Raw genomic sequence first — 26,722 nt, 5'->3', positions numbered from 1 at the left:
CGTTGGCCGCTGCACACGTGTTGCTCGACATGGCCGACGGAACGCTCTTGCAAGAGGAGGCGGGAACGCGATTGCGCACTGAGTTTGGACTTCACTGGTCCGCCTTGACGTGCGTCCAATACTTGTCAGGGAAGGACGCGGTCGCTGCATTGGCTGCCCTTCCGGGCGAGTGGAGCGAGCAGGGGCGGACGAAATCGGATCTCCTCCACGCCGTGGTCATGGCCCTGGCGGTCGTCGGTGAGGCGTGGGGCAGCCGCGGAGGGAAGTTGTCTGGCAGCAAGCTGTCCCCGCGTCTTCAAGAGGTGCGAGCGGCGGCCGTGGGGCAGCTCAAATGAAACGAACCTTGTCCGCTCCGAGCTATGCACTCCTGCAGGCCAGCGTGGAGTGTTGGAAGTGCGGCGAGGCAACGCCGGTCACGTCGGTGTGGGTGCCGTCCTTCGTGGACTACGCAGACGTAGATGAGCCGGGGGACGAGCCGGAAGCAGGCGATGCGGCCACTTTGCATGGTATCCAGGACTTGGACGATCAAGTCGCTGCGCATGTGCGCGAGGCGGCGCCTTGGCTCAAGCCAGGGCGCTCGGAAACCGCCAATGCCACTTATTGGGCCAACCATTGCCAAGCCTGCGGCGTATTACAGGGTGACTACTTCGTGACGGGCGTCAACGGCCCGTTCTTCCCTCAGTTCCGCGCCGAAGCAGACGCCCTTGAGCTCATCCCTGGGCGTGGACCCTTGAGTGCCAATGCGACGGCTGCACAATCCGAATGGATGGATTGGATCGCCGAGCGCCTGCCTGTCTGAAAGAGCATTCGTGTGCCGAGAACGGCATGCCCCGGGCATGCCGCTAACGATCACAAGATGGCGGTTCTCTGCGGCTCCGCTGAACATTGCTAGTTGCGGTTGTAGCCGTTGCGGGACATCAAGATCCGCTTCCAGTGCGACTCCCTCTTGTCGATTTGGCTCTCTTGGGAGCGCCGGTCCATGACTTCGAGGATCGAGAAGCGGAGATCCCGTTGACGGTCAGTGGCCTTGATGCCGAACTCTTGGACCAAGGCCTTGTTCCAGCCGTGCCCTGTGCTCGAATACTGGCACCAGCGTCCCCAGATGCCGGCGTCGCCGTCTGCTTTTCCGACGTAGAGCAGGCCGGTCTTGCTGTCCGTTAAGAGATAGATGCCTTTGACACTGGAAAGAGCCGCACGCCAAGAGTTGTTGCCGCTGGCAACGATGCGGTCCAGGGTGCCTTTGTCGATGTCCACTTGACCGAACCCAGGGAACTCTCCGTCTCCCAGCTTTTCTGCCAGAAGTTCGTGCACCACCATGTCCCCCGAGAGGGTCTCGCCTCTGAGGTAGGAAGTGCGGCTGACGTATTTCCCTGTCACGAAGAGGCGTCCTTCTAACGCAAGTGTGCTGTCGATGCGTTCCAAGGTGTAGTCAACGTGGGGCGTTCCGTTGGCATCCACATCGGGCCTGCTTCCCACGGATCGGAAGAGGCCGGCGAACATCCAACGGTAGGTATTGGGGATTTGGATGAGGGACAAGACCATGTCCCGGTCGAAGTTCCGCTGCCGCTGCCAGCACTGCCAGTCGTCAAACCGGCCGTCCAGCCAAACATCGATCGGATCCTCGATCTTATTGTTTCGGGCCAAGTGAACCTTGGTGCGAGCCGGCTCAAACGAGGGTTCGTAGAGCTTGATGAGGTCATACAGGAGCATGCGCAATCCCTGGCGGCAGTCTGGACCACCATCTTCCCACTGCCAGCCGCTTCTGAACCAAGGCCCGGAACGCTTCAGGGGAGGGAGCTGGTCCCGTTCGCTTGTGCCTGCACTGGTTGCATCGGGCATGCGCGGCCACCACATTCCCGGATACGTCTCGGCCCCCATCCTGCTGGGCGACCAGGTGCTCCGCGGTGCATTGAAAGGCTCGAGCCTTGCTGGGCTTCAGCCCGAGCTCTGAAGGAGCTGCGAGCCACATCGGCAGGCCGCAGTAGTAGCAGCGGCCGAACTGGGCATGGAAGGCAGACGTGCGGAGGGATTTGCGGCGTTTGGTCGTCATGGATGGCTCCGGAATCGAAAAAAGATTCCCGCGCCCCCATTGGGTGGACCTCGGGCACCCGGAGCCTATTGGCTATGCGGGCACAACACCGACGCTTCTGCGACCGGCGATTGCTTTTTAGCTCACTCGTGCCCTCGGTGCAAGCGCTTGGGTTGGCCCCTGCAACTCTTGTTGCCCGATCCTCTTGCGGAAATGGATTTATCGAGTATTGGTGAAGTAAGCCCAAGCCGGGCCATATCCCTTTTCCCCAATATCCGAGGAGGATTTTTCATGCGCAAGACCCTTTCTTTTTCTCTGGCCTTGATGGCCGCGTTTTCTGCCACTTCGGCGTCCGCCGCTGACGTCACCGAAGACCTGATGATTTCTGCGACCGTGAACAACGAGTGCAGCCTGCTCGTGACCCAGCTGGGCGGCGGTGAATACAACGGCTTGGCGTCCGGCACGCAGGGCTATTCCAATGGTGCGTTGATGGTTCGCTGCAACCAAGGCACCGCCTTCAGCATCGTGCCCGGCGATGGGTTGAACTACGGCGCCGCGATTGCTCGTCCCAATCACCGCGCCGTGTCCGATGGGGCCGGAAACTTCGTCGCCTACGGCCTCTTCAAAGATCCTGGTGCCAGTCAAGTGTGGGGCAGTGGGGCCGACGCTTGGGAGGGCGTGGGAACCGGTGAGCAGCAGATGATTGGCATCGGTTATGCCTTCTATGATTTGAACAAGGTGCCCGGCGGGACCTTCTCCGATACCATCGCCGTGACCCTGACTTACTGACCCTCAAAGGGTTTCTACCAAACCCCCGGATATCTCCGGGGGTTTTCTTTTGAGGGTGGGTTGACAACTTTAAATGTTTTGGTTGGATCAAAGGAGGTGATCGATTTGGAGGAATGATGTTGAAGCGTTTGTTGGTGGTTCCATTGTTTATGCTGTGCGCCGCTCCTGCGTGGGCGGGCAACGTGTCGTTGTTTCCCACAAGCATCGTGGCCCCGGCTGGAGAAAAGGCAGGGGCGTTGACCTTGGAAAACCATGGGGAAACCCCCGAGCGCTTTCAGGTGACGGTGCTGGACTGGTCCCAAGACCCCAGCGGGCAGGACGTGACCGGCCCCGCCAAGGCGGTGATCGCGGCACCGTCCATTGTCGAAATCCCGCCTGGGTCACGCCGGGCCGTGCGGTTGGTCCGCACCCAAGGCGTCGGCACGCCCGGCTACTACCGCGTGCTGCTGCGCCAGTTGCCCCAGCCGTCCACGGCGGGCCAGGTGCAGTTGTTGATCCACCAGAACCTGCCGGTGGGGTTTGAAGACGCCAAGGCCGGTCCTCCGGTGCTCACGGCCCGCCTGACCGCCAACGGCCTTCTGCTGACCAACACCGGTCCGACCGCCGCGCGTCTGACCGCCGTCGGTCCTCAAGGCATGCCGGCGTGGCGCGAAGGGGCGCTGGGATGGGTATTGCCGGGGCAGAGCAAGCACGTGGAGCTCAAGCCTGGCCTCAAGGCGTCCACGCTCTCAATCACGGTCAACGGGTCCCCCGTCGCCGTCCCCGTGAACTGAGGGCGACACGTGCGGCGGGGAAGGGTCCTGGGCCTCGCGCTGGCCCTGTCCATCGGCAGCGCGCACGCGGCCATCCCAGAGGGGGTGGAGCCGGTGCTGGCCGCGCCAATCCGGGCCAACGGGCTGCCCGCCAAGGACCCCGTGTTGCTCTGGCAGCAAAGTGGGGCCTGGGTGGCCGAATCCACGACCTGGCAGAAGCTCGGCGTGACCCTTCGCCCGGGCGAGGAGGGCCAGGACCTGACCGACCAAGCCTTGGGCGTGACCGTGGCTTACACCCCCGAGAACGCCACCGTCCAGCTCACCATTCCGGCTGACCGCAAGCCGGCGCAGCAGCTCAGCCAGCACGGCACTCCGGTTTCTCAGGTGTCGCCCGGCATCGGGGGCGTCTTGGTCAACTACAACCTCGCCACCCAGATTGCAGGCGGGCAACAAGCGACGTCCTTGGCACTGGACGCGCGCACCGGAGGGCGTTGGGGCGTGGTCTCCACCACCGGGCAGCTCAACCAATCCCCCAACGGGTTTGGCATGCGCCGCGGCATGACCGCTTGGCAGAAAGACGACCTGCCGCGCCAACGGACTTGGCAAGCCGGCGATGTCTACGCCACGCCCCGCATCGGCCCGGTGGCGCTGGGCGGCATTCGCCTCGCGAAGGACCCGGCAGCGCTGGATCCGCTCACGCCGACGTGGCCCGTCCCGACCTTAGGGGGGATCGCGTTGGACCCGGGGCAGGTCAAGGTCCTGTCCAACCAGGCTGAAATCACACGCCAAGACGTCAAGGCCGGCCCCTTCACCGTGGACGGTCGAAACGTGGCATTTGGAGCCAGCCAGACGGCGGTGGTGGTGCGTGACGCCTACGGCCGGGAAACCGCCGTTTCCACTGCACGGCTCTATGTCGCCCCGACCCTGCTGCGTCCCGGGCTCTCCGCCTGGGAAATCGCCGCCGGCCAGGTCCGCGAAGACGAAAATCGCTACGGCACGGCCGGCGTCAGTGCTTCTTGGGCCAAGGGCGTCAACGACCGCTGGACCATCCGAGCCGGTGGGCAGGTGGACGAGAACGGCAAGGGCAACGTCACCGTGGGTTCCACCTGGGCCCCGGGCACCTGGGGCGTGCTTGACGGCGAGGTGGGCCGCTCAAGCGACGGCGGGACGCGCTGGGCTGCCCGCTACGACTACCGAGGGCCCGCGTTTGGCCTGCGGCTGGAACACGAAGAAAACGACGGCTTCTGGCGACTGCAGAGCGAGACGGCGCTGCCCATCGCTTCGCGCACCCAAGCCAGCGTTTCCTACCGCCCGGATCGCCGCTTCACCGTGCGTGGCATCTACAGCGCCATCGACACGGGGCGCTCCAGCCTGGCCTTCGCCTCCTTGGGCGCGAGCGCGAACCTGGGCACTGCAGGCCAGGTGTCCGCCAACGTGCTGAAGGACCTCAACGGCGGCGATCTCCAGGTATCGGCGAGCTACACGTATCGCTTCGGCAGCAAGGCCAGCGTGGGTGTGCGGGCCCGCCAGGCCCCAGGCCAGGATGCCCTGACCACCCGAGCGACCTACCGCACCGAGGGCGGCCTTCGCGTGGCTGCAGAGCACACCGAGGGCGATCAGGGCAGCACCCAGGCCACGGCGGATGCCATGACGCGTTACGGCGACGCCCGGATCATGGTGGACCACTACGACGGGCAAACCCAGGTGGCGGCCAACTTCTCCGGTGCCGTGTTCCTGGACCACCGCGGCGTGGCCTTCGGGCGTCCCGCCTACGCCAGCTTCGCCGTGGTGGATGTGCCCGGGCAAGCGGGCTTGCCGGTGCGGGTCAACGGGGCGCCGGTGGGCATCACCAACCGGCAGGGGCGCGTGCTGGTCACCAACGTGCCCTCCCTGCTGCACACCACCTTCAGTCTCAAAGATAAAGACCTGCCCGTGGGTGTGGAGATTGGGGAGACCGAAAAGCAATCCGTGGCCCCCCGCCAAGGCGGCGTGCGGGTGACCTTCCCGGTGCTGACCCAGAACGCCCGGGCCTTCACCCTGACAGGGGCCAGCATCGCGCCGGGCACGCTGGCATCTACGCCGAACGAACAAGCAATGGTGGGCTACGACGGAGCGCTCTACTTGGAGCACCCCGAGCCGGGGATGGCCGTCGAGGTGTCGGGCGTGTGCAAAGCCGTGTTGCCGTCAGCCCTACCAGGCGTGGAAGCCGTGGTGGAGGTGAGGTGCAACTAGCCGCTTAGATCTCCCTCGCGAGTGGGCGGCACCCCTAGCACCCTTGCCTTTGCAGCAATGACTGCGCAAACGGTCGACCCACAAGCTGGGCAAACCGCAGGCTTGAGAAGCCTCTCTGGCAAGATAGGAACGATGGCCTCGCATTCGCAGCGCAGCCCCAGGGCTTCGACCTTCTGCACCCGCCGCTCCGGGTCCCGCTTGATGGCCAAATAGCTCGAGTTGCACTTGGTATTCGGGCAGAAAACGGGCTTGTCCCCCGCTTGCTCGGCCGGGCCGAGAATGAGCACATGGCCGCAGTCGACGCATTTGCCCGTCGCGAGATCCTTGCTGGCAGCGATCAGCGTCGAGCTCGCAACCTCTTCCAGCTCAGCGATGAGAACACGGAGCCTTTCGATCTTCGGCCGTGCGTTCGTCAGATCTTTGCGCAGATGGAGAAAGCTCCCCAACGAGTTGTAGTAACTGCGAAACTTGCCCCAAGGAATGCGCTTGGCCTCGCCGATCGGCAAGAAATCCTTGTCCTTGAAAGCGGCCTTCAAGTCACTTGAGGCAAAATCGAGGTCTTTGGGCGGTGGCGTTACCGAGATGGAGAAGCTGGCCGTTTGATCAGAGTTCGGATCGAAGGCGGCCAGCATTTTGATGATCTGGTCCGGTCGCCACTCGCGAGCAAGCTCGGTGGAAACGTCTTCACCATATGCAGCCAAGTTCTGATACGCCACGGATTCCAGGCAGAATCGTAGTTCCAGCGCGGCGTAGATCAATGACGCGTCATCGCCCCTGCTGATTAGTTCTTTAGCCGTGCTTAAACGTTCCGCGATGTTGTAAAGGGCCATAATCAAAGGTTACTCGATTGGAACTCGGGATCACGTTAACAGCCGCCTGTAGGCGCTATCTCCCAACGCGATTGCCTAAATGCGTGGGCGGGACTAAAGTTCGTGGAAGGGGGGATGGCCAGACAAGTTGAGAAGGAGCGCCCAATGCCCATCAGGGCCGTGGTGTATGTCAGCGAGGCATCCGACGCGTTGCGCGGCGATCTGCTTGGCCTCCGGAGCGGCAAGCTCCAGGAGCTGGTCGACGACGCAACTCGATTTAACCGGGACGCAGGTGTCAGTGGGGTGCTCTTGTTCGACGGGACGCGCTTCCTCCAATACTTGGAGGGCCCCCCGGACGGGTTGGACGTGGTGTTCTCAAGGGTGCTCGGTGCTTCGAGCCATCACGACCTGATCGAGCTGCAAAGCGGGACGATCATGGATCGCCGCTTGCCTTATTGGCCTATGCGCTGGTTGCCTGTGGAAGTCAAAGAGCTGAGCGAGGTCGCAGTGGGCGACTGGGCCGGTTTCAAGGTGCGGGGGGATGGAGAAGCGTTGAACGCAACGGCGATCGACCGGCTGCTGTTCCTAGTGAGCAGACGCGCACTGGTAGGAAGATGAACCAGTGGCGACCGCCTGGCCGCGCAAGGAATCCGCCCCCTACGTGCAGCCCAAGTCTTCGTGGATCGCCGTAACAAGCTGTCGGAAGCGGTAAGGCTTCGGGAGAAATCGAACCGTCTCGGGCAGCGGGGGCAGCTGCGAGCGTTGAAGGCCAGACGCGAGCATGACGCGGGCCTGGGGTTGAGCAACCGCGGCTTCCGCCGCGACCTCCAGCCCGTCGGCGCTGTCTGGCATGTTGAAGTCGGTCACTACCACCGCGAACCTGGCGTCGCCGCGCAGGAGGACGAGGGCCTCATCCCCGTTGCTGGCGGGAGTGACTTGGAAGCCCTGAGAGGTCAGAGCCTCTACGACGACGCTGCGGAGATCGTCTTCGTCTTCAACAAACAACACGTGGATCGGCATCTCAATGCTCTGGTGCGGGGAAGCAAAGGCTAACGCGGGTTCCCTTCCCAAGCTCGCTCTGGAGCTCGGTGAACCCGCCGGACTGGGCCGTGAAGCCAAACACTTGGCTCAAGCCCAACCCGCTGCCCCTTCCAATGGGTTTGGTGGTGAAAAACGGTTCGAATACCCTGGCCTGCTGGTCCGCCTCAATCCCTGAACCGTCGTCTCGGATGCTCAGGCAGATGTAAGGTCTTTCACTGGTGTTGGGCAACGTAGGATCACGGGTTTGCCGCGCAGAGGCCGTGATGAGGATCGTTCCGCCCTTCGGCATGGCGTCGCGGCTGTTGCACACCAGGTTAAGGATTGCGGCCTCCAGCTGTGCTTTGTCCAGCGACAGGGTCGGAAGGCCTTGAGAAACCTCGATCGTCACTGTGATCGCGTCACCGGCAGAGCGGCGAAGCAGCGCTTCGCATTCGGCCATCAAGGCGGCCAAGTCGACGGCCTCTGGCACCAGGGTTTGTCCCTTGCCGAAGGTCAGCAACTGCCGAGTCAGAAGGGCCCCGCGCTCGGCGGCCCGCTGCGCGGTATCGATGAGCTTGGCCACGCCTCCGTCTTTCACCCTCAGGCTGATGAGATCCAGACAGTTGGCCACGATCGTCAACAGGTTGTTGAAATCATGGGCCAAGCCGAGCGTGAACTTGCCGATGGCCTCCATCTTCTGCGCCTGCAGGAGATCGCGCTGGGCTTGGAGCAGCTGCTCCTGCGCCTCGTGGCGCTCGGTGATGTCGCGGGTGATTTTGGCAAACCCCACCAGCTCCCCGTCTTCCCAGATGGGGTCGATCACCACACTGGCACGGAAGCGTGTTCCGTCCTGCCGCAATCGCCAGCCTTCGGCAGCGTAGCGCCCCTCCAGGGCGGCGGTGCGCAAGTTTCGCTCTGGCAATCCGGCTTGGGCTTCCTCGGGCAGGTAGAAGCGGGAAAAGTTGGTGCCGACTACGTCGGCAGCGACATATCCCTTGATTCGCTGCCCACCCGGGTTCCAGGTCTGAATCACCCCGGCGGTGTCGAGCATGTAAAGGGCGTAGTCGGTGACGGAGTTCACCAGCAGGGCAAACTGCCGGCTCTCGTCCCTCAAATCGGTTTTCGCTTTCGCTGGTTGGTTCATGGGTCATCCTCTCGGCAGGGCCACCGAAGGGCGACAGAGTGCGCAGTGTAGAAGAGCGACGGCCGTCATCCTTTTACGTTTCCTTCACAAATCGGGCGAGCCCTCGGGCCACACTGTTCAATCGTGGCACAACCACGCAGAGCGCTTGTAGGGAGAAAGTCATGGGATTGGACGGCAAAGCAGTAAGGGTTCTTCTTGTAGAGGACGAGCCCACTCTCATGATGGTCTTGGAGCAGGCCATTGCCCAAGTCGGCTACGACGTCTCCAAGACGGCGGAAGACTTGCCCACAGCCTTGGCATGCGCCGAGGAAGCCGCTTTCGATGTGGCGGTGCTGGACGTCAACTTGAACGGGGTCGAGTCTTACCCCGTGGCCGATCGCTTGGTCGAGTTGGGGGTGCCGTTCCTGTTTACGACCGGTCTTGGGGCCAACCGGCTGCCCGAACGCTTCAAAGACACGCCCTTCCTTGAAAAGCCTTTTCGCCTGAAAGAGATCGCCGCCGCCCTCCAGTCCCTTCGCCAGGGACTGGAGGTTCACTGAGTTTCCGGGCCTTGGGCACCGGTCGGGACCTTCGGGTCCCTTTTTTAGTTCAGCGGGGCCTCGGTCTGCTGGTAAGTGCCCACGGTCTCGCCCACACCCAGGATGTGGCCCTTCGCGGCCTTTAGCACCTCGTCCCGCGTCGCGCCAGCCTTTAAATCAAGCACGGTGTCCAAGGCCAACAGCTGGAAATGGTAATGGTGCGGTGGATCCTCGACCGGCGGTTTAGGGCCAAAGTAGCCTACCGAGCCTCGGCTGTTGGCCCCCTGCAGCATTCCCTCCGGTTTCAGCAGCCGTGGATCGACGGGCAGGCCCTCCCGCAGTGATTGTGTGGTGGCTGGGATGTTGTAGGCCACCCAGTGAACAAAGGGCTTGACGTTGGCCGCGTCCGGGTCCTCCATGATCAGCGCATAAGACTTGGCACCAGGCACCGGGCTCCACGAAAGAGCGGGCGATGCATCGTCGTGATACGCGCTGAAGCGGGGAGGCAACGCTTGGCCCGAGGCGAACGACGGGGAGCGGAACTCGAACGCGGCGGCCTTGCCGATCCGATCCTTGGCCAACGGCACTCCAGACCCCTGATTGACTTGGGCCATTAAGGGACCGCTGGGCACCGCAGCAGCGGGGGAGGCGGACGCTTGGCCCTGGCCGTAAGTCACCCGATAGATGACGCCATTGGCGTCGTCGCCGACCAACAGGGCACCGCCCTTCGTCATTGCCAATCCCACCGGGCGTGCAATGTGTGCCTGGCCATTGTCGACCAGGAAGCCGGTCAGGAAGGGCTCAAGCCCGACCGGCTTGCCGGCGTTGAAACGAACCCGCACCACCTCGTAGCCCGACGCTGGCTTGCGGTTCCAGGAACCGCGCATCGTCACGAAGGCGTCCCCCCGGTAAGCCGCCGGAAACTGCTGGCCGGTGTAGAACAGCATCTGCATGGGGGCCGCGTGGGCTGTGTAGCCGAGCACCATGGGCTCGCTGGTCGCCGCCCATTGCTGTTTGCTGATCTGCCCTGGCGGCGTGCTCTGGGGATTCACCCCGTCCTTGCCCCAGATGTGAGGCCAACCATACTTCTTTCCCTTCTGAATGCGGTTGAGCTCCTCGGGCTGTTCGTCATTGCCCAAGTAGTCGATGCCGTGATCCATCCCCCACAGCTCCCCCGTTTTGGGGTCCCAAGCAAAGCCGATGGTGTTCCGCAGGCCGCTGGCAAAGATGGACCGGTTCTTGCCATCCGGCGAGGACCTCAGCAGCGCCGCATGCTCGGGATTGGTCTCGTTGCACGCGTTACAGGACGAGCCCACGCTGATGTAGAGCATCTCATCAGGGCCAAAGGCCAGCGTGCGGTTGGGGTGCTGACCGCCATCGGGCAGGTCGTTGATGATCCGTTCCTCTGGACCCAACGTCCCGTCCGGGTGTATGGGGGCGCGATACACGTCGTTGGCCGTGGCGACATACAGCTGCCCGTTGGCGATGGCCAGCCCGTGCGCTCCTGGACGTGAGAAGACCACCTTCGGTTCGGCGTCCAAGGCTCCGTCTTCATTGGCATCCTCCAGCAACAGCACGTCGCCTTGATCTCGACGTGAGACATAAATCCGCCCGTCTGGTGCCACGGCGATGATCCGGGGATTCTGAAGGCCTTGCGCAAGGGGACGCACTTGGAAGCCGCTGGGCACCTTCAGGGCCTGAACGCGCTCGGGCGTCGCATCTACCTTGGCGGGTTTGAACGTATGGACGTTGGCTTGGACGTCGGTTCCGTCCCCCTGCTGAGCCAAGGCGAGGGAGGGGGCCAAGAAGACGAGCAAAAGCGCGGAACGGGTCATGAGGATGGCCTGGCGCTGAGGAGCGTTCAGCATCGGGCGGGAGCGGTCAATGGGCTGCGAATGCGTTGCATGCGCGCCGTTCACCACGAAGGCCATCGATCGCCAGGCCCACACATCGCCGGTCTCGGACGCTCCGGCGTTCGCCAAGCCTTCACTCGGGGATCGCTTGATCCGCATCCCAGCCTCGATACGGTAAGGCTTCGCCCGACACGAGAGGAGGACATCCATGGCAGAGCTCAAAGAGAACCTGTTGGACTGGCTGCGCGACGCACACGCGATGGAACAGCAAGCCGAAACCATGCTGAAGGGGCAGGCTTCGCGGATCGAGCACTACCCAGTGCTGAAGGCGCGCATTGAAGAGCACATTCAGGAAACCATTGGCCAGCGCGAACGGCTGGAAGGGTGCATCAAGCGCTTGGGCGGCTCGCCGTCGACCCTCAAGGACGTGATGGGCAAGATGGCAGCCTTCGGTCAGGCCGTCGGCGGCATGACGGCCTCCGACGAGATCGTCAAAGGCGCGATGGCCGGTTACGTCTTCGAGCATTTCGAGATCGCCTCCTACACGGCCCTGATCGCCGCAGCGAAGACGGTGGGCGATACAGAAACGGCCCGGATCTGCGAAGAAATCCTCGTGCAGGAAGAGGCGATGGCCGACTGGCTGGCGGCCCACCTGCCCGAGGTGACCGAGGAGTTCATGGTGCGCGATGCCACCCCGGGCGTCGAAGCCAAAAAGTAACCGCTGCGCCGCGCCGGCCGGGTTCACGCCCGGCCGACGCGGGCGGGCCTACAACGAAAGGCCCTAGGATTGGAGGCGGCTGGCATGCCCAGGCCCATCTGGAGTGGTTCGTTGTCCTTCGGGCTGCTCAACGTTCCTGTGTCCCTCATGTCCGGCGAGCGTCGCATGGATCTGAGCTTTCGCATGTTGGACGCACGAAACAAAAAGCCCATTCGCTACGAGCGGGTCAACGCCGAAACCGGCGAAGAAGTGCCTTGGAAGGACATCGTCAAAGCCTTCGAATACGACAAGGGCAGCTACGTCGTCATAGAGAAAGAAGACATCGCCGCGGCCGCCCCCGAGACGCACGAATCCATCGACGTGGAGGCGTTTGTCGACGCCGAGAGCATCGGGCTGAGGTTCTTCGAAAAACCCTACATTTTGGTGCCCGGCAAGAAGGCCGAAAAAGGCTATGTCCTGCTCCGAGAGACCCTGAAGGAAACCGGCAAGGTGGGCATCGCCAGGGTGGTCATCCGCACGCGCGAATACATTTGCGCGGTGATGCCCGAAGGCGATGCGTTGATCATGATCCTGCTTCGCTACCCGCAGGAGTTGGTGGCTCCGGACGAATACAAACTGCCGCAGGGTGGGGCGTCGGACTACCGGGTTGCGCCCAAAGAGCTCGAAATGGCCAAGCAGCTGATTGAGAGCATGACCTCTGACTGGGAGCCGGACAGCTACCAGGACGAGTTCCGCGAGCGCCTGTCCGACATCATCAAGAAGCGGGTCAAGCAGGCCGGTGCCACGACGACGTTTGAGGAACCGGAGCACCGCGAGGACTCGGCGACCAACGTGGTGGATTTTATGGCCTTGCTCCAAAAGAGCTTGGAGACCAACAAGCGCACCCCGGCGAAGGCAACGCCGGTGAAGACCGCCTCCAAGCCCTCCACCAAAGACAGCAAGCCTGCCAAGAAGGCCGCCGTTAAGAAGGCCCCAGCAAAGAAAGCCGCAAAGAAGTCCCCCGCCAGGAAGGCTCGAAAGAGCGCCTGATCACCCAAGGAGAATCCCATGAGCGACGACAAGAAGAACACCGGCAGCCCGGACCGCGACCGCATCAACGTCAACGAAGACTACGAGCTCCAGTATTGGACCAAGGCGCTGGGCGTGTCCGCCGACGAGCTCCGGGCCGCCGTCAAAGCCGTGGGCCCCACCGCTGCGGCCGTTCGCAAGCACCTGGGCAAGTAACGAGGAGCCGTCATGTCCTTGGTCGAATACCGCCGTAAGCGCCGCTTTGACCAGACCAAGGAGCCCGAACCCGGCAAAGCGCTGCCAAAAGGGCAGCGCGCCATTTTCGTGGTGCAGCTCCACCACGCCAGCCGCCGACACTACGACTTCCGCTTGCAAGTCGGCGACGCCCTGAAGAGTTGGGCGGTGCCGAAGGGGCCCAGCTACGACCCCAAGGTCAAACGAATGGCGGTGGAAGTGGAAGACCATCCCGTCGACTACGCCAGCTTCGAAGGCGAGATCCCCAAGGGGCAATACGGCGGTGGGCACGTGGCCCAGTTTGATCACGGCGTTTGGGCCACCCAAGGAGACCCAGAGGCACAACTTGCCAAGGGTCACCTGCGATTCGAGCTTTTCGGCACCAAGCTCAAAGGCGGCTGGCATTTGGTCCGGTCCGGCAAACCGGCCCGTCAGCCGCAGTGGCTGTTGTTCAAGGACGACGATGCGTATGCGAGCGATCTGGAAGCGGACGATATGCTCGCCGATGTGTCGGCGGCCCCAACGACAGACATCAAGAGAGCCGGCGGCGGTAAAGCCGACAAGAAGAAGCTCAAAGCCCTCCCTGCAAAGCGTGCGCGACGGAAGAACTGGGCCAAGAAGGCGTTGGTCCTCCCCAAAGCGAAAGAGGCGGCTCCGCCTTCCGGCCCCTTCGAGCCCCAGTTGGCCAAGCTGGGGGACGCCCCACCGCAGGGCGACCAATGGGTCCATGAGATCAAGTGGGACGGGTATCGGATCCTGGCAACGGTCGCCGATGGGGCCGTCCGGCTCTGGTCCCGCAACGCGTTGGAGTGGACCGACAAGATCCCCGAGATACGCGACGCCGTGGCGGCGTTGGGCCTTACCTCTGCTGCCTTGGATGGCGAGCTCATCGCCGGATCGGGCACCAAGGAGGACTTCAACCTGCTCCAGGCGACATTGTCCGGGGAGCGGCAAGGCGCGCTGGCCTACGCGCTCTTCGACCTGCTGCACATCGATGGCGTGGACGTGGCCGCAGCACCTCTGCTAGAGCGCAAGGCGCTCCTGCAGGAGCTGCTGGAAGGCCAAGCCGGCCATTTGGCCTTCAGCTCTCACGTTCAAGGCGAAGGCAACGAAGCCTACCGCCTGGCTGGCGAACAGCACTTCGAGGGCATCATTTCCAAGCGCGCCGATCGCGGCTACCACCCCGGCCGCAGCGACGACTGGCGCAAGACCAAGCAGCTTGCCAGCGATGAGTTCGCAGTGGTGGGCTACACGGCCCCCAAGGGCAGCCGCAGCGGCTTTGGCTCGCTTTTACTGGCCAAGCCCGACGCCAAACACGGTTGGCTCTACGTGGGCCGGGTGGGCACCGGGTTCTCCGACGCCTTGATCAAGGACGTGAGCAAGAGGATCCAAGGGGGAGGCAAGAAGCCGACGGCCTACGTGCCCACCGAGGACACAGATCTTCGCTCTGCCACGTGGTTCGAGCCGCGCTTCGTGGTGGAGGTGTTCTATCGCGGCATCGGGGGGCAGCAACTGCTGCGCCAAGCCTCCTTGAAAGCCGTGCGGGCCGACAAGGAAGTGAATGATTTGGCGGATTCGGATCGCGCCGCCCCGGCGAAACCGGCCCGTGGCAAACGGGCATCGGCGGCGTCTTCTGCCCGCAAGACCGCCGCAACGCCTCAAGTCGAACGCGTGCCCCCCAAACTGTCCTCCCCGAGCAAGGTCCTTTTCCCTGGCGACGGCTATACGAAGCAAGACGTTTGGGATTACTACTCGGCAGTGATGGATCACCTGCTGCCCGAGGTGATCAACCGGCCCTTGTCGATCATTCGCTGTCCCGCCGGCACTGGCAAGCCTTGCTTCTTCCAAAAGCACCACACCGCCGGGCTGGAGCTGGTGGACTCGGTCAAGCTGAAGGAGGACAGCGGCATCAACGCCCACTACCTCGTAGTGCGCGACGCGGCCAGCTTGCTGGAGCTGGTCCAGTTCAATGCCCTGGAGTTCCATCCGTGGGGAAGCCACGCGGAGGAGCCTGACCGTGCCGACCGGGTGGTATTCGATCTAGACCCCGGCCCAGATGTGCCTTTCGCGGAGGTAAAAAAGGCTGCCACTGATATCCGGAAGCTTCTGGCCCAACTAGAGCTGGAGTCCTTCCTGCGGGTATCCGGAGGCAAGGGCCTTCATGTCGTGGTGCCCTTGAATCCCGGGTGCGACTGGGACCTGACCAAGCGCTTCGCCAAAGGCTTCGCCGACGCGTTGGCGCAGTCCGAACCGCAGCGCTTCCTGGCCACCGCCACCAAAGCCCTTCGAAACAAGCGGATCTTTGTCGACTACCTGCGTAACGGTCGAGGTGCCACCGCAGTGGCGTCGTATTCCCTGCGGGGTAGACCGGGCGCGCCTGTCGCGATGCCTCTGGCGTGGAGCGAGCTGCCAAACCTCAAACGGGCTGACGCGTTCACGATCAAGGACGTGCCGGGCAAGCTGAAACGTCGCCGCAAGGATCCCTGGGACGGCATCGATGCGTTGAAGCAGAACTTGTCGAAATGGGCCCGAAACGACTAACCGCTATCCCCGCGGTCGTGTCCGAGCCTAGACGGGCAGACGCGAGCGTCGTTGGCAGCTGCCGAGCACGTGATGAGCACGCGGGCTTGATGCCGGCTCCTGTCCAATGAGCCTCATGCAATGCGATGCTCCCGCTCCGACCCCGGTGACCGTCTGGACCATCGGGCATTCCACTCGACCTTGGGACGAGTTCTTACAACTGCTGTCCGCACAAGGCATCTCGGCGATCGCGGACGTGCGTCGCTTCCCAGGATCGCGTCGTTACCCTTGGTTTTCGTCCGAGCAGATGGCTGAAACGTTGCCAGCGCACGGCGTGGAGTATCTCTGGATTCCTGAACTGGGCGGGCGGCGCAAGGTGCAGCCGGATTCGCCCAATGGTGCGTGGGACAACGCCGCGTTTCAGGGCTACGCAGATCACATGGCGACCGCCGAGTTCGCCGGCGGGCTATCGAAGGTGCTTGCACTGGGGGGCAAACATCGGACCGCGCTGATGTGCGCGGAGGCACCCTGGTGGCGCTGCCACCGACGTCTCATCTCCGACCTGCTGATGCACCGGGGCCATGAGGTGTTGCACATCGTGTCCCACGCCGAACCCAAGCCGCATCCGCTGAACCCGATGGCGCAGGCCGCCGGGCCAGCGCTTGTCTACCCACCGGCCCAGACCGAGCTGTTCTGAACCAACCAGTTCGGGCGAACGAGTGTCGCGACCGCCCGGCGCATTTCCCCCATCGAGCAAGCGAAGATGACCAGTCCAAGCCCGCCAACCTCGCAGGACCTGCCTGCCTTCGACGCCATCGTGATCGGCGGAAGCTATGCGGGCATGTCGGCTGCCTTGCAGTTGGCGCGCGCTTGCCGCACGGTGTTGGTGATAGACCACGGGCAGCCCCGCAACCAACGCGCTGGGAAGGCGCACGGGTGTTTGGGGTGGGATGGGGCGAGCCCCGCAGCCTTGCTTGAGACCGGCCGCCGGCAGTTGCTGGCCTACGAGGGAGTGCAATGGGTGACCGATGAGGCCACCGACGCCGCCGGTTCACTGGAGGCCGGGTTCCGTGTCGATTGTGTATCCGGCGATTACTACTACGCCCAGCGACTGATACTTGCGCACGGCGTGGAGGATCGGTTGCCCGACGTCCCGGGGCTCGCGGAGCGATGGGGAAAAACCGTCCTCCATTGCCCCTACTGCCACGGCTATGAAATCTGCGGAACAGCCATCGGCGTGCTTATTGCGTCCAGATCCGAAGCGATGGATCAAGTCAGGGCGCTTTCTCAGTGGGGACAGATCACGGCGTTCCACGACGGCGCGCTTTCTGCGTCGGAGGTGGAAGAGCTTTCTCTGCAGCTGAGGGGCATCGGTGCGACCCTGGAGAAGGAGGCCCTGGTTGGCATGACCGGCAAAGCGTCCTTGACTCTCGCAGACGGCAGCTCCCGCGAAGTGGAAGCCTTGTTCGTCCACCCGGAAACCACGTTGGCCTCCGGCTTGGCCAAATGCTTGGGTTGCGCAACCGAGGACGCGGGATGCATCACGACCGATTCGGCCAAGCAATCCACCATCCCAGGGGTGTTCGCGTGCGGCGATGCAGCCCGGTTTGCAGGGAACATCGCCCTGGCGGTGGGGGAGGGAGCCTTGGCGGGCGTGGCCGCACACCGATCTTTGCTTGGCTTGCTCCCCTAACGCAGGCCCCGAAGGGCTCAAGAATGTCTCTATTTCCGTCCAATAGGATCAATCGCTGAACGGCGAGGGCCGCTCTCGATTGACTGAAGCAGCGCTCCGGTCGTGCGCACTTGGACGCTCCCGGTGGATCGCAGCAGCGTCAGCGCGGCGGACCGGCGCTTTGGCAGGCACGCCGTGGCGTCGGAGATGACAACGGTAGAGAACTCCCGCGAGTGTGCGTCGATAGCGGTGGCGTGAATACAGGAATCCAAGGCCATGCCTACAAGCACCAGGGTGCGAACGTCCAGCTTTGCGAGAAGCACGGCCAGCGGGGTCGCCAGGAACGCCGAGTGCTTCGGCTTGAGCACCGTGTAATGATCCGGGCCAGGGAAAAGGAGTCGGGCAATGTCACCGGCCGGACCGCCCTCATGGCGACACACCTCCGCCAGCTGGTGAAAGCCGCACTTCCAGTCGCCAAAGTTGTCGTTGGCATAGATGACGGGCCAGCCCCTTTCGTCAAACGCCGTTCGAATCTGACCGGCTTTTTTCGCGGCCCGGAGGGCCAGCGGTGCGAGTTGCTGCCCATCGGGAAAGTCGAACTTGCTGAACAGGTCGATGATCAGGAGGGCGGGCGTGCGCACCTCAGTCCCCCGTCTGTGAATGCGGCGCTTCCACCGCCTTGGATTGTGGCGAATCCTTCTGCCGCAGGAAGATGGTCAGCACAACCAGCGCCAAGACCGCTAGAAACTCGCTTTGCCAGTTCTGCATGGACTCAAACCAAAAGTCGCTGCTGAAGAGGTGATCGGTAAACGATGGGGGCAGCAACCCGTCCAGTCGATTTTCCTGAGACTTGGCTCTCCAACTTCCCACTGCATGGAGCGAGAAGGAGAGGAAGAACAGGAGAAAGAAAACAATGGCCAAAGAGTGGCCGTAGAGGCTCTTCCAGACGCCCCCCTTGCGCACCGGCCAAGGGACCGGCCCTGATTCTACACGGGGCTCTTCTTCTGCTGGGTCGAGGGGGCGCGACTCAGCAGAGCCGGCTTGACGCAGCCGGACGGTGAGCAGCACATACATGCCCATCTGGAGGAACTCGCTTTCCCAGTTCTCAAACGTGGCACTGCTGAAGTGCCCGCTGGCCAAGTAGTCCCAGAAGCCAATGGCCGCCACGCCGTGCTGGTTCAGCTCTTCATTGTGGACCTGCCAACCGGTCAGAGCCTGTCCCACCAGAAAGAGCACCATCAGGCCGAAGAGCACGATCGACAGACCATTGCGACGCCACATTTCCTGCTCCCAAATGAAAGGCGGGCCCGAAGGCCCACCGTGGTTGCTTACTTGCTCGCGGCTTTCTGGTTTCCGCCCTGCTCAGCCAGCAGGGTGAGCTTTTCATCCGTCGCCTTTTCCTCCTCCAACGTCTCCAGAAGGTAGGGCAAGGCGTCCTTGTAGCCCAGCTGTTTGGCCAACGCCGCGATGGTGCCGTAGGAGGCGATCTCGTAGTGCTCCACCTTTTGGGCACCGCCAATCAGGGCGGCGTCGCGCACCGGGCCCTTCTCAATGGAATCGATCACTTCCTTGCCTTCCTCCACCAAGCCTTCCATCGCTGCGCATTTGATGCGCTTCAGGCGGATCCCCAGCACCTCCACGACCTGATCGATGCGTTCGATCTGCCCTTGGGTCTCTTCCAAGTGGGTCTCGAAGGCGGCGGCCAGGTCCGGATTCTCCGCAGCACGGGCCAGGCGGGGCAGGGCCTTGGTCAGCTGCTTTTCAGCGCTGTAAATGTCAGAGAGCTCGTGCACAAACAGTTCTTCAGCGGTCTTGATAGCCATGTGGGCATCCGAGTTAGGGAGAGCCATTACCATGCCCCGCTGGTCGGCGACGATGCGTGAAGGACCGGTGCAATCAAGGTTATGACACGCGCGTAGCGGAGGAAACGGAGAAATCTGCACCATCAGACGTGCCCAGAAAGGGAAGCGGTCAGGGCCGGAGCCCTGCGCCCTGTCAATGAGGAACTCCCCGGGCCGGTCGCCGCCATGGGAGTTATGATGAACGTCCCTCCCACGGCGTGGTCCCATGCGCTTGAGCAAACTGGACATCGCCATCGGCCACTTGGAAGCCGCGTGCGCGCTCTATCTGGCGGGCCATCACCCCGCCACCGTCGTGCTTCTGGCCGGCACGGCAGAGGACATGCTTCGCGCGCTGCCCCCGGCCAACGACACCCCCACCATTGGCGAGCACATGCTCCAGGTGGCCAGGCAGATGAGCGCCCGCCAGGATCTGGTCTACCGTGACATCAAAGAGGACATGGTGGGACTGCGGAATGCAGTGAAGCACGCGACTCGAGAGGGCGAGCACCACGTGGATCTGTTCCCCGTCGACGAGCACCGCTACCTCTTGGGCGCGTTGCTGAATGCGTTTCGCTGCGGCGCTCACTTCTCTGCGGCGATGACAGAAGCGTATGTGCGGATCGCCGATGCCGAAGGATGAATAGCCTTGCGAAGCGAGTGAGCGCAGTTAGACCTTGGACTGTCGAACCCTAAGGGTCTTCGCTTTCGCCCCGAGGACCTCAACGACCGTCCGGGCGGCGTAGCGCAGTTTCAAGGCCATTCTTGCCGCGGGGCAAGCGCAGTGTTGGATCTTCACGTGTGGCTCAACTGGCGCTCGGCAAGATTCCCGCATGGATACCCCCGACGTTCCTGAAAGTGGCTTGACCATCAAGCTTTATCGCGAGAAGGGCAGTTGCACGCTTCGATTGGAGGATCTTCCTAGCAATCCTCCGAGCGACGACGAACTTCTTTGGGTGGATCTATGCGGGGCTCCCAATCAGCAAGCCGAACAGGTGTGGCGCGCGCTGAGGTTGAATCCCGCATCCCTGCCGAGCAGTCCCATCGCCACCAATCCCCGGCTTGAAAAGTTCGCCGACCATTTCATGGCGCGTGTAGTGGCAGTGTTGCGTGGGAAGGGGCTGAAGTTCCAAGGCGCGGTGTTGACCGTCGTGGCTGGGGCGAACTTTGTGGTGACCCACCACGACGAAGACATTGCCTTCTTGGCCGATCTGCGGGAGCGGGAACCCGAGAGCGCCCGCGACATCGGCTGCTTGGGCGAGGCGAGCTTCGTGGCCGCATTGTTGGATTGGCATCTTTCCACGTATTTCTCCGCCGTCGCGCTGTTTGAGGTGGAGATCGAACGGTTGGAGAGTCGGATCTTGTCTGATCAGCCCCCTGGGCGCTCGGCCCTGCCCGAGCTCGCCGCGCTCCGAGCCGCGGCCTCTCGGCTCCGACGGATGCTGGCACCGCACCGAACTGTCTTCGACGGCCTCTCGCGGCCGGACTTCGTGCCTGACGGGGCCGAAGAGGTGGCGCGGCACTTGCGCGATCTGGACGACAGGTTTGAGCGAGCGTTGGACGTGGTTGAGAACGCCCGAGAGCTCGTTGTTGGCAGCTTCCAGCTCTTCAGCACCCAGACCGAGCTCCAAACCAACGAACGCATGAAGCTGCTGACCTTCGTGACGGTGGTGACCGGCTTGCTGGCCGTCATCGCGGGCGCGTTGGGCATGAACTTCGATGCCAACTTCTTCGGCATGAAGACCGAAGGCTTCTGGATTGCGGTGGGCATCATGGCGGGGTTGGGCGCGACCTCAATTTTCGTCGGGCGAAAGCGCGGGTGGCTGTAATCCTGCCCCGGTCCGTGGCAGATAGGGTTTCTGCGAGGCACAGGCGGAAACCTGCCTGAATCCGCTGCGTGTCGTCCCTGGTCCCAGCTTCAGGTAATGGATCGGAGGCTGCCCCGTCAGAAAGTTGGCGTTCTCCTGAGGGATTCAGACTGGCTTTCGATCTTCATGTCTGCCATGAAGTAGTCTGGGATGGATGGTGAAGCGCAGGTTAGAAAACGATGCAAGGGGGAGTGAGGAGTGCTCAGTATGATTCGCTTTGCAGCGCGCTCGATGGGATTCATGGAAGGCAGGAGCTGACGGAGTTCGCCTCGGATTGGGGCCTCCACCGCACTCCCAGCGGGGACAGCGCCGTGGAGCTATGGAAAGGCGCGGCGATGGGGGCCGGCGTTGAGATCTTGTTGCTTCCGCCCGTGTCCGCTTCCAGCGACTGGGCCATCTCGACGCTGGTCACGGTCGGAGGCCGGGTCGAACATGTCAGGCGACGCGCGTTTCGGATCTGATGAGAGCGGCTGCTCAAGGCCTACGACGGCCTTTCTTGGTGCGGCAAATACTGGGTCAGCAGGGAGGCGATGCGTCGGTTCGTCGACGTCGACGCCAAGCCAGGATCTGTCCCACCACGGCCGTGAGCAGCAGCAGGGCATTGGTCACCACAAACACCGTTGACCCCAAAAGTGCACTGTAGACGGTGAAAAGGGTGGACGCGGTCATCTGACCGACGAACAGCCACTTGGAGACCGTTTCGGGGTGGGGAGACTGCCACTGTTTGATCATTTGCCGGACCAGCGTGGCAATCAGCACTACGGTTGCAGCCCAGCCGAGAACATCAGGATGCATGGCCGCTCACCCGTCCTTTGAGTCGTGGACAGTTGAACCGTCTTGGTCGTGCGCCGGGCGCTTATGAGGCTCCTCAATGATTTCCTTGTTGAGGATGCGAACCTCACCCACCATCAGCAGGCGCATGTCGCGCACGATGTAGTCGGCCAACGCCTCATTGGTGATGTCGTCACCGGCGATGTCCAGCCGGAAGCCTTGGCCCTGAATCCCGCCCCCGTTGCTGAAATCAATCTCGAAATCAAAGCACACCCGCTTATCCATGTTGCCCTCTCCATCGGTGAGATTGGGCGGCACTGAAGGGCCGCTTGCTACGCTAAAGGCGATCATCGACGTAAGGGGGCAGCCCACAACTGGCCCCATGCCCGGATCTGAGGGCAGGCTCACTGCCGTTCCCGCTTTCGGCGGTCGTAGAGTTTCATGTCTGCGCGATTGATGGTATCGGCCACCGATTCCGAGGGCCGACCAATGGCGCAACCGCCGGAAAAGCGGATCGGTGCCTCGCCGGCGCGCTCGTGGTAGGTGTCCTCCAACACGCTCAGCCGTTCCAACGTCGCATCGGGGACGAACACGAGGAACTCGTCGCCCCCGAGCCGAACCACCGCTTCCTCGCCTTGGAGCGGGGCGGACAGGAAAGCCACGAAGTCGACCAGCACCTTGTCGCCTTGGGCGTGGCCTTGGGTGTCGTTGACTTCTTTGAAGTGGTCCAAGTCAAACACCAGACAGCCCCACCCATCGAACTGCTGGTGGGCCAGATCGGCCAAGTAGCGACGGTTGAACGCTCGGGTGAGCGGGTCGCGGGTCGCCAAGTCGTGGAGCTGCTGCTCTTGGATGTGTTGAGTCGTGATGTCTTGCGCGTGGCCCAGCACGTAGGGCGGTTGGGCTTCTGTGTCCAGCACGTTGTGATACGCCCAGAAGCGGCGCGATCCGTCGCGGGCCACCAGCTCCATCATGCCCGAGTCGCTCTCGTTTTCCCGGATGCGATCCAAGTAAGCCTTGAACGCGTCCTGCTTGCTCTGGGGAATGAGCTCGGCCAGCGATCGGCCGACGACGTCACCCTCCGAGAGACCCAGTGAGTGCGAGGCCGCAGGGTTGACCGACGTGACCGTCCCGTCCAAGGAATGCGTGCAGATGAGGCCGAGGCTGTGTTGGAACAGCCTGCGGTAGCGTGCCTCGCTATGCGCCAAGGCCTCGACCGCCGCCCGTTGCTCCGTCACGTCCTGGATCGCGCCGATCAATCGGGCACCGGTTTCGGTCTCTTCCCGCTGGCCCACCACGTGGACCCACGTGCGCTCCCCCGAAAGCTTGCTGGACGGAAGGGTCAAATCGATGGGCACACCCGATGAGATACAGTCTTCCAGGGCGGCCTCCAGCCGCTGCCGTGCGCCTTCCGGATACAGGGCAATCGCCGTGTCCAGGCCGGGCACCGCGTCGTCAGAGACGCCATGGATCCTCCGGGTCTCCTTGGTCCATTTGACTTCTCCAGTTCCAAGCACCAGCTCCCACCCTCCGACCTTGGCCAGTGCATTGGTGCGCTCCAGAAAGAACTGGCTTCTCTGAAAACGCCGTTGCAAGGCCTGGGATTCGCTGACCCGCTCAAGAAGGCGAGCGCGCTGCTGCATGCCGACTGCGGCGGCCTGGGCCAAGCATGACAGGGCTGCTCCCTGCTCCGCTGAGATCGTTCCCGGGTTTGGGCTGAGCAGGCAAAGCGTTCCCACGTTCTGGCCATTGGCGCTGATGGGCGCACCGACGTAGTGGCGGACGAAAGGCGGACCCAGGACCAACGGGTTGGTCGAAAAGCGGGCGTCCTGGGCGGCGTCTGCCACCTCAAACAGCTCATCGGACTGGATGGCCCAGGTGCAGAAGGAAATGTCGCGGGGCGTCTCGTCCACACCGGGAAGGCCTATTTGGGCCTTGAACCATTGGCGATCCCCGTCCACCAAGGAGATCAGGGCGATCGGCATGCCCGTCATGTTTCTCGCGGCCCGGGTCAGGGCGTCGAAAAAGGGCTCGGGATCAGAATCAAGGATCCGTAATGACTCCAGAGCAGTCTGACGGGCGGCCTCGGCCATCGGTCACCTTCATCATGTGGGGCTACCGCGATAGATTAGTCAGATCCTGCGTCTGGGGCCGGTGAACGCCAGGCGGAGTGGCCCATTGGGCCGCCGTGCCTCCGGGCCGCTCCTTACAAGCCGGCAGCGACGGCGACTTAGACCGCTTGGCGATAGCCGCCACGTGGCTATTGAGTCGCTCGGGCAACCCCAAAGACGCTGAGAGAAGCGTCAAGCCCCTTGGCTCACTGAGTTTGGCAGTCGCGGATCCAAGACGGTCTGACATGCGGCCTATTTCGCAATGCCACGGGTTTTTGTGGGCAGTCTCGCGGATTCGATATTTAGTCAAATGCCAACGGGTGGTCGCCTATTGCAGACGTCAGATTTCGATCAAGGATGAATGCATCGAACATTCAGACGGGAGGGTCTTATGGGGTTGTCGAATGAGTGGGCCAATAAATGGCGTCAACGTGTGGCTACAGTGGATCAGCGTTCCGTCGACGCACTGCGGGCGCTGGCCGAGTCACGAAGGGCGAGGGGCCTCGTGCTGGGAGGGGCGGTAGCCGCGTTGTTGGGTCTGGCGGGTTGGTCACTACGGCCACCGCCGGACGACGGCGAAGGACTCTCGCAGTTCTGCAGAAGCACCGCAGGTGGCAACCTCTTTCGAACGAACGTCTGCTATGACCGACTGCTGCCGGTGCTTGAGGAGCTCGTTGAGAGTCGCAGGGATGGGTATGACGTCCAACGAATCGGTGAAGCCTGTTTACGCGTTGCTGAACGCTCAGGCTGGGATGCCTGCTCGGTCACGGTGACGGGTCTATTCTCAACGCGCAGGACCACGATTGAGTTCTCCCGGGCCGTTGCTAAGCCATTGGTTGTAGCGAGACCTGGAGAGGGACAATGAACAGCCATGCACGGGACCGGCCTCCAACTGCGGCGGAGAGGGGCCGTGCTGATGCCCCGTCTTTTCAAGCCTCAATCCCCGCAGCGCCTTCCCAAGGTCTTGCTTCCGGAGGCCATGCACCAAGCGCTGCAAGTGCAAGCCAGCACCTCTGGCGTGACCATCGCCGAAGCCGTGCGCCAAGTGTTGGCCGATGCGATCACCAAGCCTTTATCCCCGTCGCAAGGCCTGGTGCCTGGGCCTCGCATCGCCCTGGCTCCGGTGTCAGCCCCAGCAGAGTTGGTGGCGACGTTGAAGTCGAGGGCATGGATGGAGCAGGTCAGCCTGGGCGAAATAGTGCGACGCGCGTTGAACGATTTCCTGACCGTGCCAGCACCCGTGGTGGTGCCCGTGTGCGACAAGATCCTGGCTTGGGGACACTACATCCACGGTCGCCAGTGGAAGCACCCGGAAACCCTCCAGGCGTTGTTTGAAAGTCGGCTCATCCTGCACCCGGCTGATCCGTCTGACGACACCGCAAGCGCTTGGAACTGGGTCAAGGCATGCTTGCCAGCGCAAGTGTGGACGCGCATGGAGGCTCCAACCCCAGCAGAGCTTGAGCGGGTCATACAGACCGATACGAAGGCCCGGGAAGCCTTGCTTGCTCCACGCTTGGAGCTATCCGAGGAAGAGACGGGGCGATGCTTTGACGTTCAGTTGATCGCCGGACTGGCCATGACCGTCGCCCGGAAAGGATGGCCAGAGGGGCCATTGCTGCATGGCGCGTATGGCCGCCACTGGATCATCGAATCGACCGCACGAAAGAGGGAAGATATCCTTCTGCAGGACATCGGATTGCGGGTCTGGGCCGAGACGATGGCCATGAAGGCCAATCGCGCCACCCAGCAGCCTGCATCCGATGAGACACGGGGCTCCGAAGGGTTCTTGGTGACGCACGAGGTGGGGAACTGCTGAAGCCGTTCCTGGGCGGGCGGTTTAAGAACGGCAACATCCACGTCATCTTCCACAAGCACGCCTTGCACCTGGTTGACCGCCTGAACGCCCGGATCGCGGGACCGCTGCCCAAGGCTTTGCCGGCGCCCGGTAGCCCCTGGACATTGCGGCATTGCATGGTGGAACGCGGAGGTGGGCACGGCCGGTCCCCTTAACCTCCGAGGGCTTGCTCCAGTGGCCGGCGGAAGGCATGCCCTCAGTGACTCTTGAGGGTGAAGCCCCGTGGCAGTCGCCACTGGAGAGCCGGAGTTGGGCCGTTGAGGGTTTACAGTAATCTCGCAAAAAGGCAGGATCGGGGTTTGACCAACCCCAAGGGAAAGCCGTGGCATTGACGCTTGAACAAATCCGAAAGAAAAAGGCCGAGGCCGAGGCCTTACTGGCCGAAATGGAAAAGGCTGAAGGCGATGCGCTTGCGGCCGAAGCCGGGGCCAGCTTTGCAGGAGTCTACGAGACCTTGCAGCAGTTTGGGCAGCATTACACAACGAAGCAGAAGAACGATCTGAAGGCGCTGCTTGAGCCACGCAAGGCGGTTTCCGCGAGCGCCGGCATCAGTCGCGCCCCGAAGTTCCAGATCCCGGACGGCACCACCTGGGCTGGCACTGGACGTCAGCCGAAGGCCTTCCTTGCGTGGGCCGAAACCGCTGAAGGCAAGGCGTGGAAAAAGAAGCACCCGGACCAGGAATGGCCGGCGCACCCGTATAAGGCCTGACCGGCATTACAGCGTTGCAGATAGAGCCCCGGGAAACCGGGGCTTTTTTTGTGGGCGTTGAACCAGGGCGAAGCGGGGGCTGGGGCGGGAGCCCCGGCCCTGGGCCGTTCCTCCCCGGAGGGGGCTTTTCAGGCGCGGCCCCGGGCCGCGTTCTTTTAAAGTGCGTTGGAAAAAGGGCGGGTGGGGCCTCGGCTTCCACCGGGCCCGGTGCTGGGCGGGAAATGTGCTGCGGTTCAAGTTTTCCGGCGATCTGCGGCCCTTATGGCGGTTTT

General features: G+C 62.8%; 28 protein-coding genes. 16 read left to right on the top strand and 12 right to left on the bottom strand.

The window, feature by feature from the left end:
* Positions 1–331: 331 nt before the first annotated feature.
* Positions 332–799 carry a hypothetical protein gene (locus tag A7X97_RS12120; protein ID WP_040008438.1) on the top strand — a complete coding sequence of 156 codons (468 nt, stop codon included), beginning with the start codon at positions 332–334 and terminating at the stop codon, positions 797–799.
* Positions 800–888: 89 nt separating this feature from the next.
* Here the strand turns inward: A7X97_RS12120 and A7X97_RS12115 are convergent, their stop codons facing one another.
* Positions 889–1,710, bottom strand: a complete 822-nt coding sequence (locus A7X97_RS12115) for a GIY-YIG nuclease family protein (RefSeq protein WP_040008437.1) — start codon at positions 1,708–1,710, stop codon at positions 889–891.
* On the bottom strand, positions 1,697–1,969 hold the full coding sequence (locus A7X97_RS22310) for an HNH endonuclease (RefSeq protein WP_322888679.1): 273 nt from the start codon (positions 1,967–1,969) through the stop codon (positions 1,697–1,699). The genes A7X97_RS12115 and A7X97_RS22310 overlap by 14 nt, the downstream gene beginning before the upstream one ends.
* A 351-nt stretch (positions 1,970–2,320) precedes the next feature.
* On the opposite strand from A7X97_RS22310, the gene A7X97_RS12105 reads away from it, so the two are divergent.
* The 3 genes from A7X97_RS12105 (at position 2,321) to A7X97_RS12095 (ending at position 5,802) form a co-directional block, all read left to right on the top strand.
* Complete coding sequence (locus A7X97_RS12105; RefSeq protein WP_008266871.1) at positions 2,321–2,818, top strand: Csu type fimbrial protein; 498 nt, start codon at positions 2,321–2,323, stop codon at positions 2,816–2,818.
* Between the two features lie 116 nt (positions 2,819–2,934).
* Positions 2,935–3,591: a fimbrial biogenesis chaperone gene (locus A7X97_RS12100; RefSeq protein ID WP_158003717.1), complete on the top strand. Its 657-nt coding sequence runs from the start codon at positions 2,935–2,937 to the stop codon at positions 3,589–3,591.
* Between the two features lie 9 nt (positions 3,592–3,600).
* The gene (locus A7X97_RS12095) at positions 3,601–5,802 is read left to right on the top strand and encodes a fimbria/pilus outer membrane usher protein (protein WP_111007979.1); all 2,202 of its coding nucleotides are present in this window, start codon (positions 3,601–3,603) and stop codon (positions 5,800–5,802) included.
* Here A7X97_RS12095 and A7X97_RS12090 read toward each other — a convergent pair.
* Positions 5,799–6,632 carry a hypothetical protein gene (locus tag A7X97_RS12090; protein ID WP_111007998.1) on the bottom strand — a complete coding sequence of 278 codons (834 nt, stop codon included), beginning with the start codon at positions 6,630–6,632 and terminating at the stop codon, positions 5,799–5,801. The genes A7X97_RS12095 and A7X97_RS12090 overlap by 4 nt on opposite strands.
* A 144-nt stretch (positions 6,633–6,776) precedes the next feature.
* Here A7X97_RS12090 and A7X97_RS12085 point away from each other — a divergent pair, with 144 nt between their 5' ends.
* Positions 6,777–7,229, top strand: a complete 453-nt coding sequence (locus A7X97_RS12085) for a BLUF domain-containing protein (RefSeq protein ID WP_049422543.1) — start codon at positions 6,777–6,779, stop codon at positions 7,227–7,229.
* A 39-nt stretch (positions 7,230–7,268) separates the two neighbouring features.
* On the opposite strand, the gene A7X97_RS12080 is transcribed toward A7X97_RS12085, so the two are convergent.
* Both A7X97_RS12080 and A7X97_RS12075 read right to left on the bottom strand, forming a co-directional pair.
* Positions 7,269–7,631, bottom strand: coding sequence for a response regulator (locus tag A7X97_RS12080; RefSeq protein WP_024957534.1), 363 nt, complete (start codon positions 7,629–7,631; stop codon positions 7,269–7,271).
* Position 7,632: 1 nt separating this feature from the next.
* Positions 7,633–8,775, bottom strand: coding sequence for a two-component system sensor histidine kinase NtrB (locus A7X97_RS12075; RefSeq protein ID WP_111007978.1), 1,143 nt, complete (start codon positions 8,773–8,775; stop codon positions 7,633–7,635).
* 161 nt (positions 8,776–8,936) lie between these two features.
* Here A7X97_RS12075 and A7X97_RS12070 point away from each other — a divergent pair, with 161 nt between their 5' ends.
* A complete protein-coding gene (locus A7X97_RS12070; protein ID WP_102944373.1) occupies positions 8,937–9,314 on the top strand; it encodes a response regulator in 378 nt (125 codons plus the stop codon).
* Positions 9,315–9,358: 44 nt separating this feature from the next.
* On the opposite strand, the gene A7X97_RS12065 is transcribed toward A7X97_RS12070, so the two are convergent.
* A complete protein-coding gene (locus A7X97_RS12065) occupies positions 9,359–11,356 on the bottom strand; it encodes a YbhB/YbcL family Raf kinase inhibitor-like protein (RefSeq protein WP_218958786.1) in 1,998 nt (665 codons plus the stop codon).
* On the opposite strand from A7X97_RS12065, the gene A7X97_RS12060 reads away from it, so the two are divergent.
* The 6 genes from A7X97_RS12060 (at position 11,355) to A7X97_RS12035 (ending at position 17,319) form a co-directional block, all read left to right on the top strand.
* Positions 11,355–11,864, top strand: a complete 510-nt coding sequence (locus A7X97_RS12060) for a ferritin-like domain-containing protein (RefSeq protein ID WP_111007977.1) — start codon at positions 11,355–11,357, stop codon at positions 11,862–11,864. The two genes, A7X97_RS12065 and A7X97_RS12060, sit on opposite strands and share 2 nt — an antisense overlap.
* An 84-nt stretch (positions 11,865–11,948) precedes the next feature.
* Positions 11,949–12,893 carry a non-homologous end joining protein Ku gene (gene ku, locus A7X97_RS12055; RefSeq protein WP_111007976.1) on the top strand — a complete coding sequence of 315 codons (945 nt, stop codon included), beginning with the start codon at positions 11,949–11,951 and terminating at the stop codon, positions 12,891–12,893.
* Positions 12,894–12,911: 18 nt separating this feature from the next.
* A complete protein-coding gene (locus tag A7X97_RS12050; protein WP_008266817.1) occupies positions 12,912–13,088 on the top strand; it encodes a DUF3606 domain-containing protein in 177 nt (58 codons plus the stop codon).
* A 12-nt stretch (positions 13,089–13,100) separates the two neighbouring features.
* On the top strand, positions 13,101–15,647 hold the full coding sequence (gene ligD / locus A7X97_RS12045; protein ID WP_111007975.1) for a DNA ligase D: 2,547 nt from the start codon (positions 13,101–13,103) through the stop codon (positions 15,645–15,647).
* Positions 15,648–15,753: 106 nt separating this feature from the next.
* Positions 15,754–16,323 (top strand): DUF488 domain-containing protein, encoded by a 570-nt coding sequence (locus tag A7X97_RS12040; RefSeq protein WP_111007974.1) that lies wholly within the window; start codon positions 15,754–15,756, stop codon positions 16,321–16,323.
* A gap of 66 nt (positions 16,324–16,389) precedes the next feature.
* The gene (locus tag A7X97_RS12035; RefSeq protein WP_050413388.1) at positions 16,390–17,319 is read left to right on the top strand and encodes an NAD(P)/FAD-dependent oxidoreductase; all 930 of its coding nucleotides are present in this window, start codon (positions 16,390–16,392) and stop codon (positions 17,317–17,319) included.
* Between the two features lie 29 nt (positions 17,320–17,348).
* On the opposite strand, the gene A7X97_RS12030 is transcribed toward A7X97_RS12035, so the two are convergent.
* The 3 genes from A7X97_RS12030 to A7X97_RS12020 are packed head-to-tail and all read right to left on the bottom strand — an operon-like array spanning position 17,349 to position 19,121.
* Positions 17,349–17,939: a cysteine hydrolase family protein gene (locus A7X97_RS12030; RefSeq protein WP_040008426.1), complete on the bottom strand. Its 591-nt coding sequence runs from the start codon at positions 17,937–17,939 to the stop codon at positions 17,349–17,351.
* Between the two features lies 1 nt (position 17,940).
* Positions 17,941–18,579: a DUF6766 family protein gene (locus A7X97_RS12025; protein WP_040008423.1), complete on the bottom strand. Its 639-nt coding sequence runs from the start codon at positions 18,577–18,579 to the stop codon at positions 17,941–17,943.
* A gap of 47 nt (positions 18,580–18,626) precedes the next feature.
* On the bottom strand, positions 18,627–19,121 hold the full coding sequence (locus tag A7X97_RS12020; protein WP_040008420.1) for a YciE/YciF ferroxidase family protein: 495 nt from the start codon (positions 19,119–19,121) through the stop codon (positions 18,627–18,629).
* A gap of 244 nt (positions 19,122–19,365) precedes the next feature.
* Between A7X97_RS12020 and A7X97_RS12015 the strand changes: the two genes are divergently transcribed.
* Together A7X97_RS12015 and A7X97_RS12010 are read left to right on the top strand one after the other, a co-directional pair.
* Complete coding sequence (locus tag A7X97_RS12015) at positions 19,366–19,779, top strand: hypothetical protein (protein ID WP_008267992.1); 414 nt, start codon at positions 19,366–19,368, stop codon at positions 19,777–19,779.
* Between the two features lie 190 nt (positions 19,780–19,969).
* The gene (locus tag A7X97_RS12010; protein WP_008265322.1) at positions 19,970–20,965 is read left to right on the top strand and encodes a magnesium transporter CorA family protein; all 996 of its coding nucleotides are present in this window, start codon (positions 19,970–19,972) and stop codon (positions 20,963–20,965) included.
* A gap of 555 nt (positions 20,966–21,520) precedes the next feature.
* Here the strand turns inward: A7X97_RS12010 and A7X97_RS12000 are convergent.
* Genes A7X97_RS12000 through A7X97_RS11990 form a run of 3 tightly spaced genes read right to left on the bottom strand, consistent with a single transcriptional unit; the run spans position 21,521 to position 23,868 of the window.
* Complete coding sequence (locus tag A7X97_RS12000; protein ID WP_040008414.1) at positions 21,521–21,799, bottom strand: membrane protein; 279 nt, start codon at positions 21,797–21,799, stop codon at positions 21,521–21,523.
* A gap of 6 nt (positions 21,800–21,805) precedes the next feature.
* Positions 21,806–22,183 carry a hypothetical protein gene (locus tag A7X97_RS22110; protein ID WP_245885002.1) on the bottom strand — a complete coding sequence of 126 codons (378 nt, stop codon included), beginning with the start codon at positions 22,181–22,183 and terminating at the stop codon, positions 21,806–21,808.
* Positions 22,180–23,868: a sensor domain-containing diguanylate cyclase gene (locus tag A7X97_RS11990; protein ID WP_008267364.1), complete on the bottom strand. Its 1,689-nt coding sequence runs from the start codon at positions 23,866–23,868 to the stop codon at positions 22,180–22,182. The genes A7X97_RS22110 and A7X97_RS11990 overlap by 4 nt, the downstream gene beginning before the upstream one ends.
* Before the next feature lie 928 nt (positions 23,869–24,796).
* On the opposite strand from A7X97_RS11990, the gene A7X97_RS11985 reads away from it, so the two are divergent.
* Positions 24,797–25,702, top strand: a complete 906-nt coding sequence (locus A7X97_RS11985; RefSeq protein WP_146260241.1) for a hypothetical protein — start codon at positions 24,797–24,799, stop codon at positions 25,700–25,702.
* A 361-nt stretch (positions 25,703–26,063) separates the two neighbouring features.
* Entirely contained in the window at positions 26,064–26,450 is a 387-nt protein-coding gene (locus A7X97_RS11980; RefSeq protein WP_008264690.1) for an H-NS family nucleoid-associated regulatory protein, read from the top strand.
* Positions 26,451–26,722 lie beyond the last annotated feature (272 nt).

Source organism: Stenotrophomonas sepilia, from assembly GCF_003244875.1.
Lineage (GTDB): Bacteria > Pseudomonadota > Gammaproteobacteria > Xanthomonadales > Xanthomonadaceae > Stenotrophomonas > Stenotrophomonas sepilia.
Note: the sequence above shows the minus strand (reverse complement) of the source record. Positions and strands in the feature narration are given on the sequence as shown.

Coding starts and splice junctions, on each gene's coding strand:
- A7X97_RS12000 (WP_040008414.1), bottom strand. CDS start 21,799: ATGCATCCTGATGTTCTCGGCTGGGCTGCAACCGTAGTGCTGATTGCC.
- A7X97_RS22310 (WP_322888679.1), bottom strand. CDS start 1,969: ATGTGGCTCGCAGCTCCTTCAGAGCTCGGGCTGAAGCCCAGCAAGGCT.
- A7X97_RS12105 (WP_008266871.1), top strand. CDS start 2,321: ATGCGCAAGACCCTTTCTTTTTCTCTGGCCTTGATGGCCGCGTTTTCT.
- A7X97_RS12060 (WP_111007977.1), top strand. CDS start 11,355: ATGGCAGAGCTCAAAGAGAACCTGTTGGACTGGCTGCGCGACGCACAC.
- A7X97_RS12065 (WP_218958786.1), bottom strand. CDS start 11,356: ATGGATGTCCTCCTCTCGTGTCGGGCGAAGCCTTACCGTATCGAGGCT.
- A7X97_RS11990 (WP_008267364.1), bottom strand. CDS start 23,868: ATGGCCGAGGCCGCCCGTCAGACTGCTCTGGAGTCATTACGGATCCTT.
- A7X97_RS12080 (WP_024957534.1), bottom strand. CDS start 7,631: ATGCCGATCCACGTGTTGTTTGTTGAAGACGAAGACGATCTCCGCAGC.
- A7X97_RS12050 (WP_008266817.1), top strand. CDS start 12,912: ATGAGCGACGACAAGAAGAACACCGGCAGCCCGGACCGCGACCGCATC.
- A7X97_RS12035 (WP_050413388.1), top strand. CDS start 16,390: ATGACCAGTCCAAGCCCGCCAACCTCGCAGGACCTGCCTGCCTTCGAC.
- ku (WP_111007976.1), top strand. CDS start 11,949: ATGCCCAGGCCCATCTGGAGTGGTTCGTTGTCCTTCGGGCTGCTCAAC.
- A7X97_RS12025 (WP_040008423.1), bottom strand. CDS start 18,579: ATGTGGCGTCGCAATGGTCTGTCGATCGTGCTCTTCGGCCTGATGGTG.
- A7X97_RS12115 (WP_040008437.1), bottom strand. CDS start 1,710: ATGCTCCTGTATGACCTCATCAAGCTCTACGAACCCTCGTTTGAGCCG.
- A7X97_RS12015 (WP_008267992.1), top strand. CDS start 19,366: ATGCGCTTGAGCAAACTGGACATCGCCATCGGCCACTTGGAAGCCGCG.
- A7X97_RS12010 (WP_008265322.1), top strand. CDS start 19,970: ATGGATACCCCCGACGTTCCTGAAAGTGGCTTGACCATCAAGCTTTAT.
- A7X97_RS12100 (WP_158003717.1), top strand. CDS start 2,935: ATGTTGAAGCGTTTGTTGGTGGTTCCATTGTTTATGCTGTGCGCCGCT.
- A7X97_RS12120 (WP_040008438.1), top strand. CDS start 332: ATGAAACGAACCTTGTCCGCTCCGAGCTATGCACTCCTGCAGGCCAGC.
- A7X97_RS12070 (WP_102944373.1), top strand. CDS start 8,937: ATGGGATTGGACGGCAAAGCAGTAAGGGTTCTTCTTGTAGAGGACGAG.
- A7X97_RS12020 (WP_040008420.1), bottom strand. CDS start 19,121: ATGGCTATCAAGACCGCTGAAGAACTGTTTGTGCACGAGCTCTCTGAC.
- A7X97_RS12040 (WP_111007974.1), top strand. CDS start 15,754: ATGAGCCTCATGCAATGCGATGCTCCCGCTCCGACCCCGGTGACCGTC.
- A7X97_RS12075 (WP_111007978.1), bottom strand. CDS start 8,775: ATGAACCAACCAGCGAAAGCGAAAACCGATTTGAGGGACGAGAGCCGG.
- A7X97_RS12085 (WP_049422543.1), top strand. CDS start 6,777: ATGCCCATCAGGGCCGTGGTGTATGTCAGCGAGGCATCCGACGCGTTG.
- A7X97_RS12090 (WP_111007998.1), bottom strand. CDS start 6,632: ATGGCCCTTTACAACATCGCGGAACGTTTAAGCACGGCTAAAGAACTA.
- ligD (WP_111007975.1), top strand. CDS start 13,101: ATGTCCTTGGTCGAATACCGCCGTAAGCGCCGCTTTGACCAGACCAAG.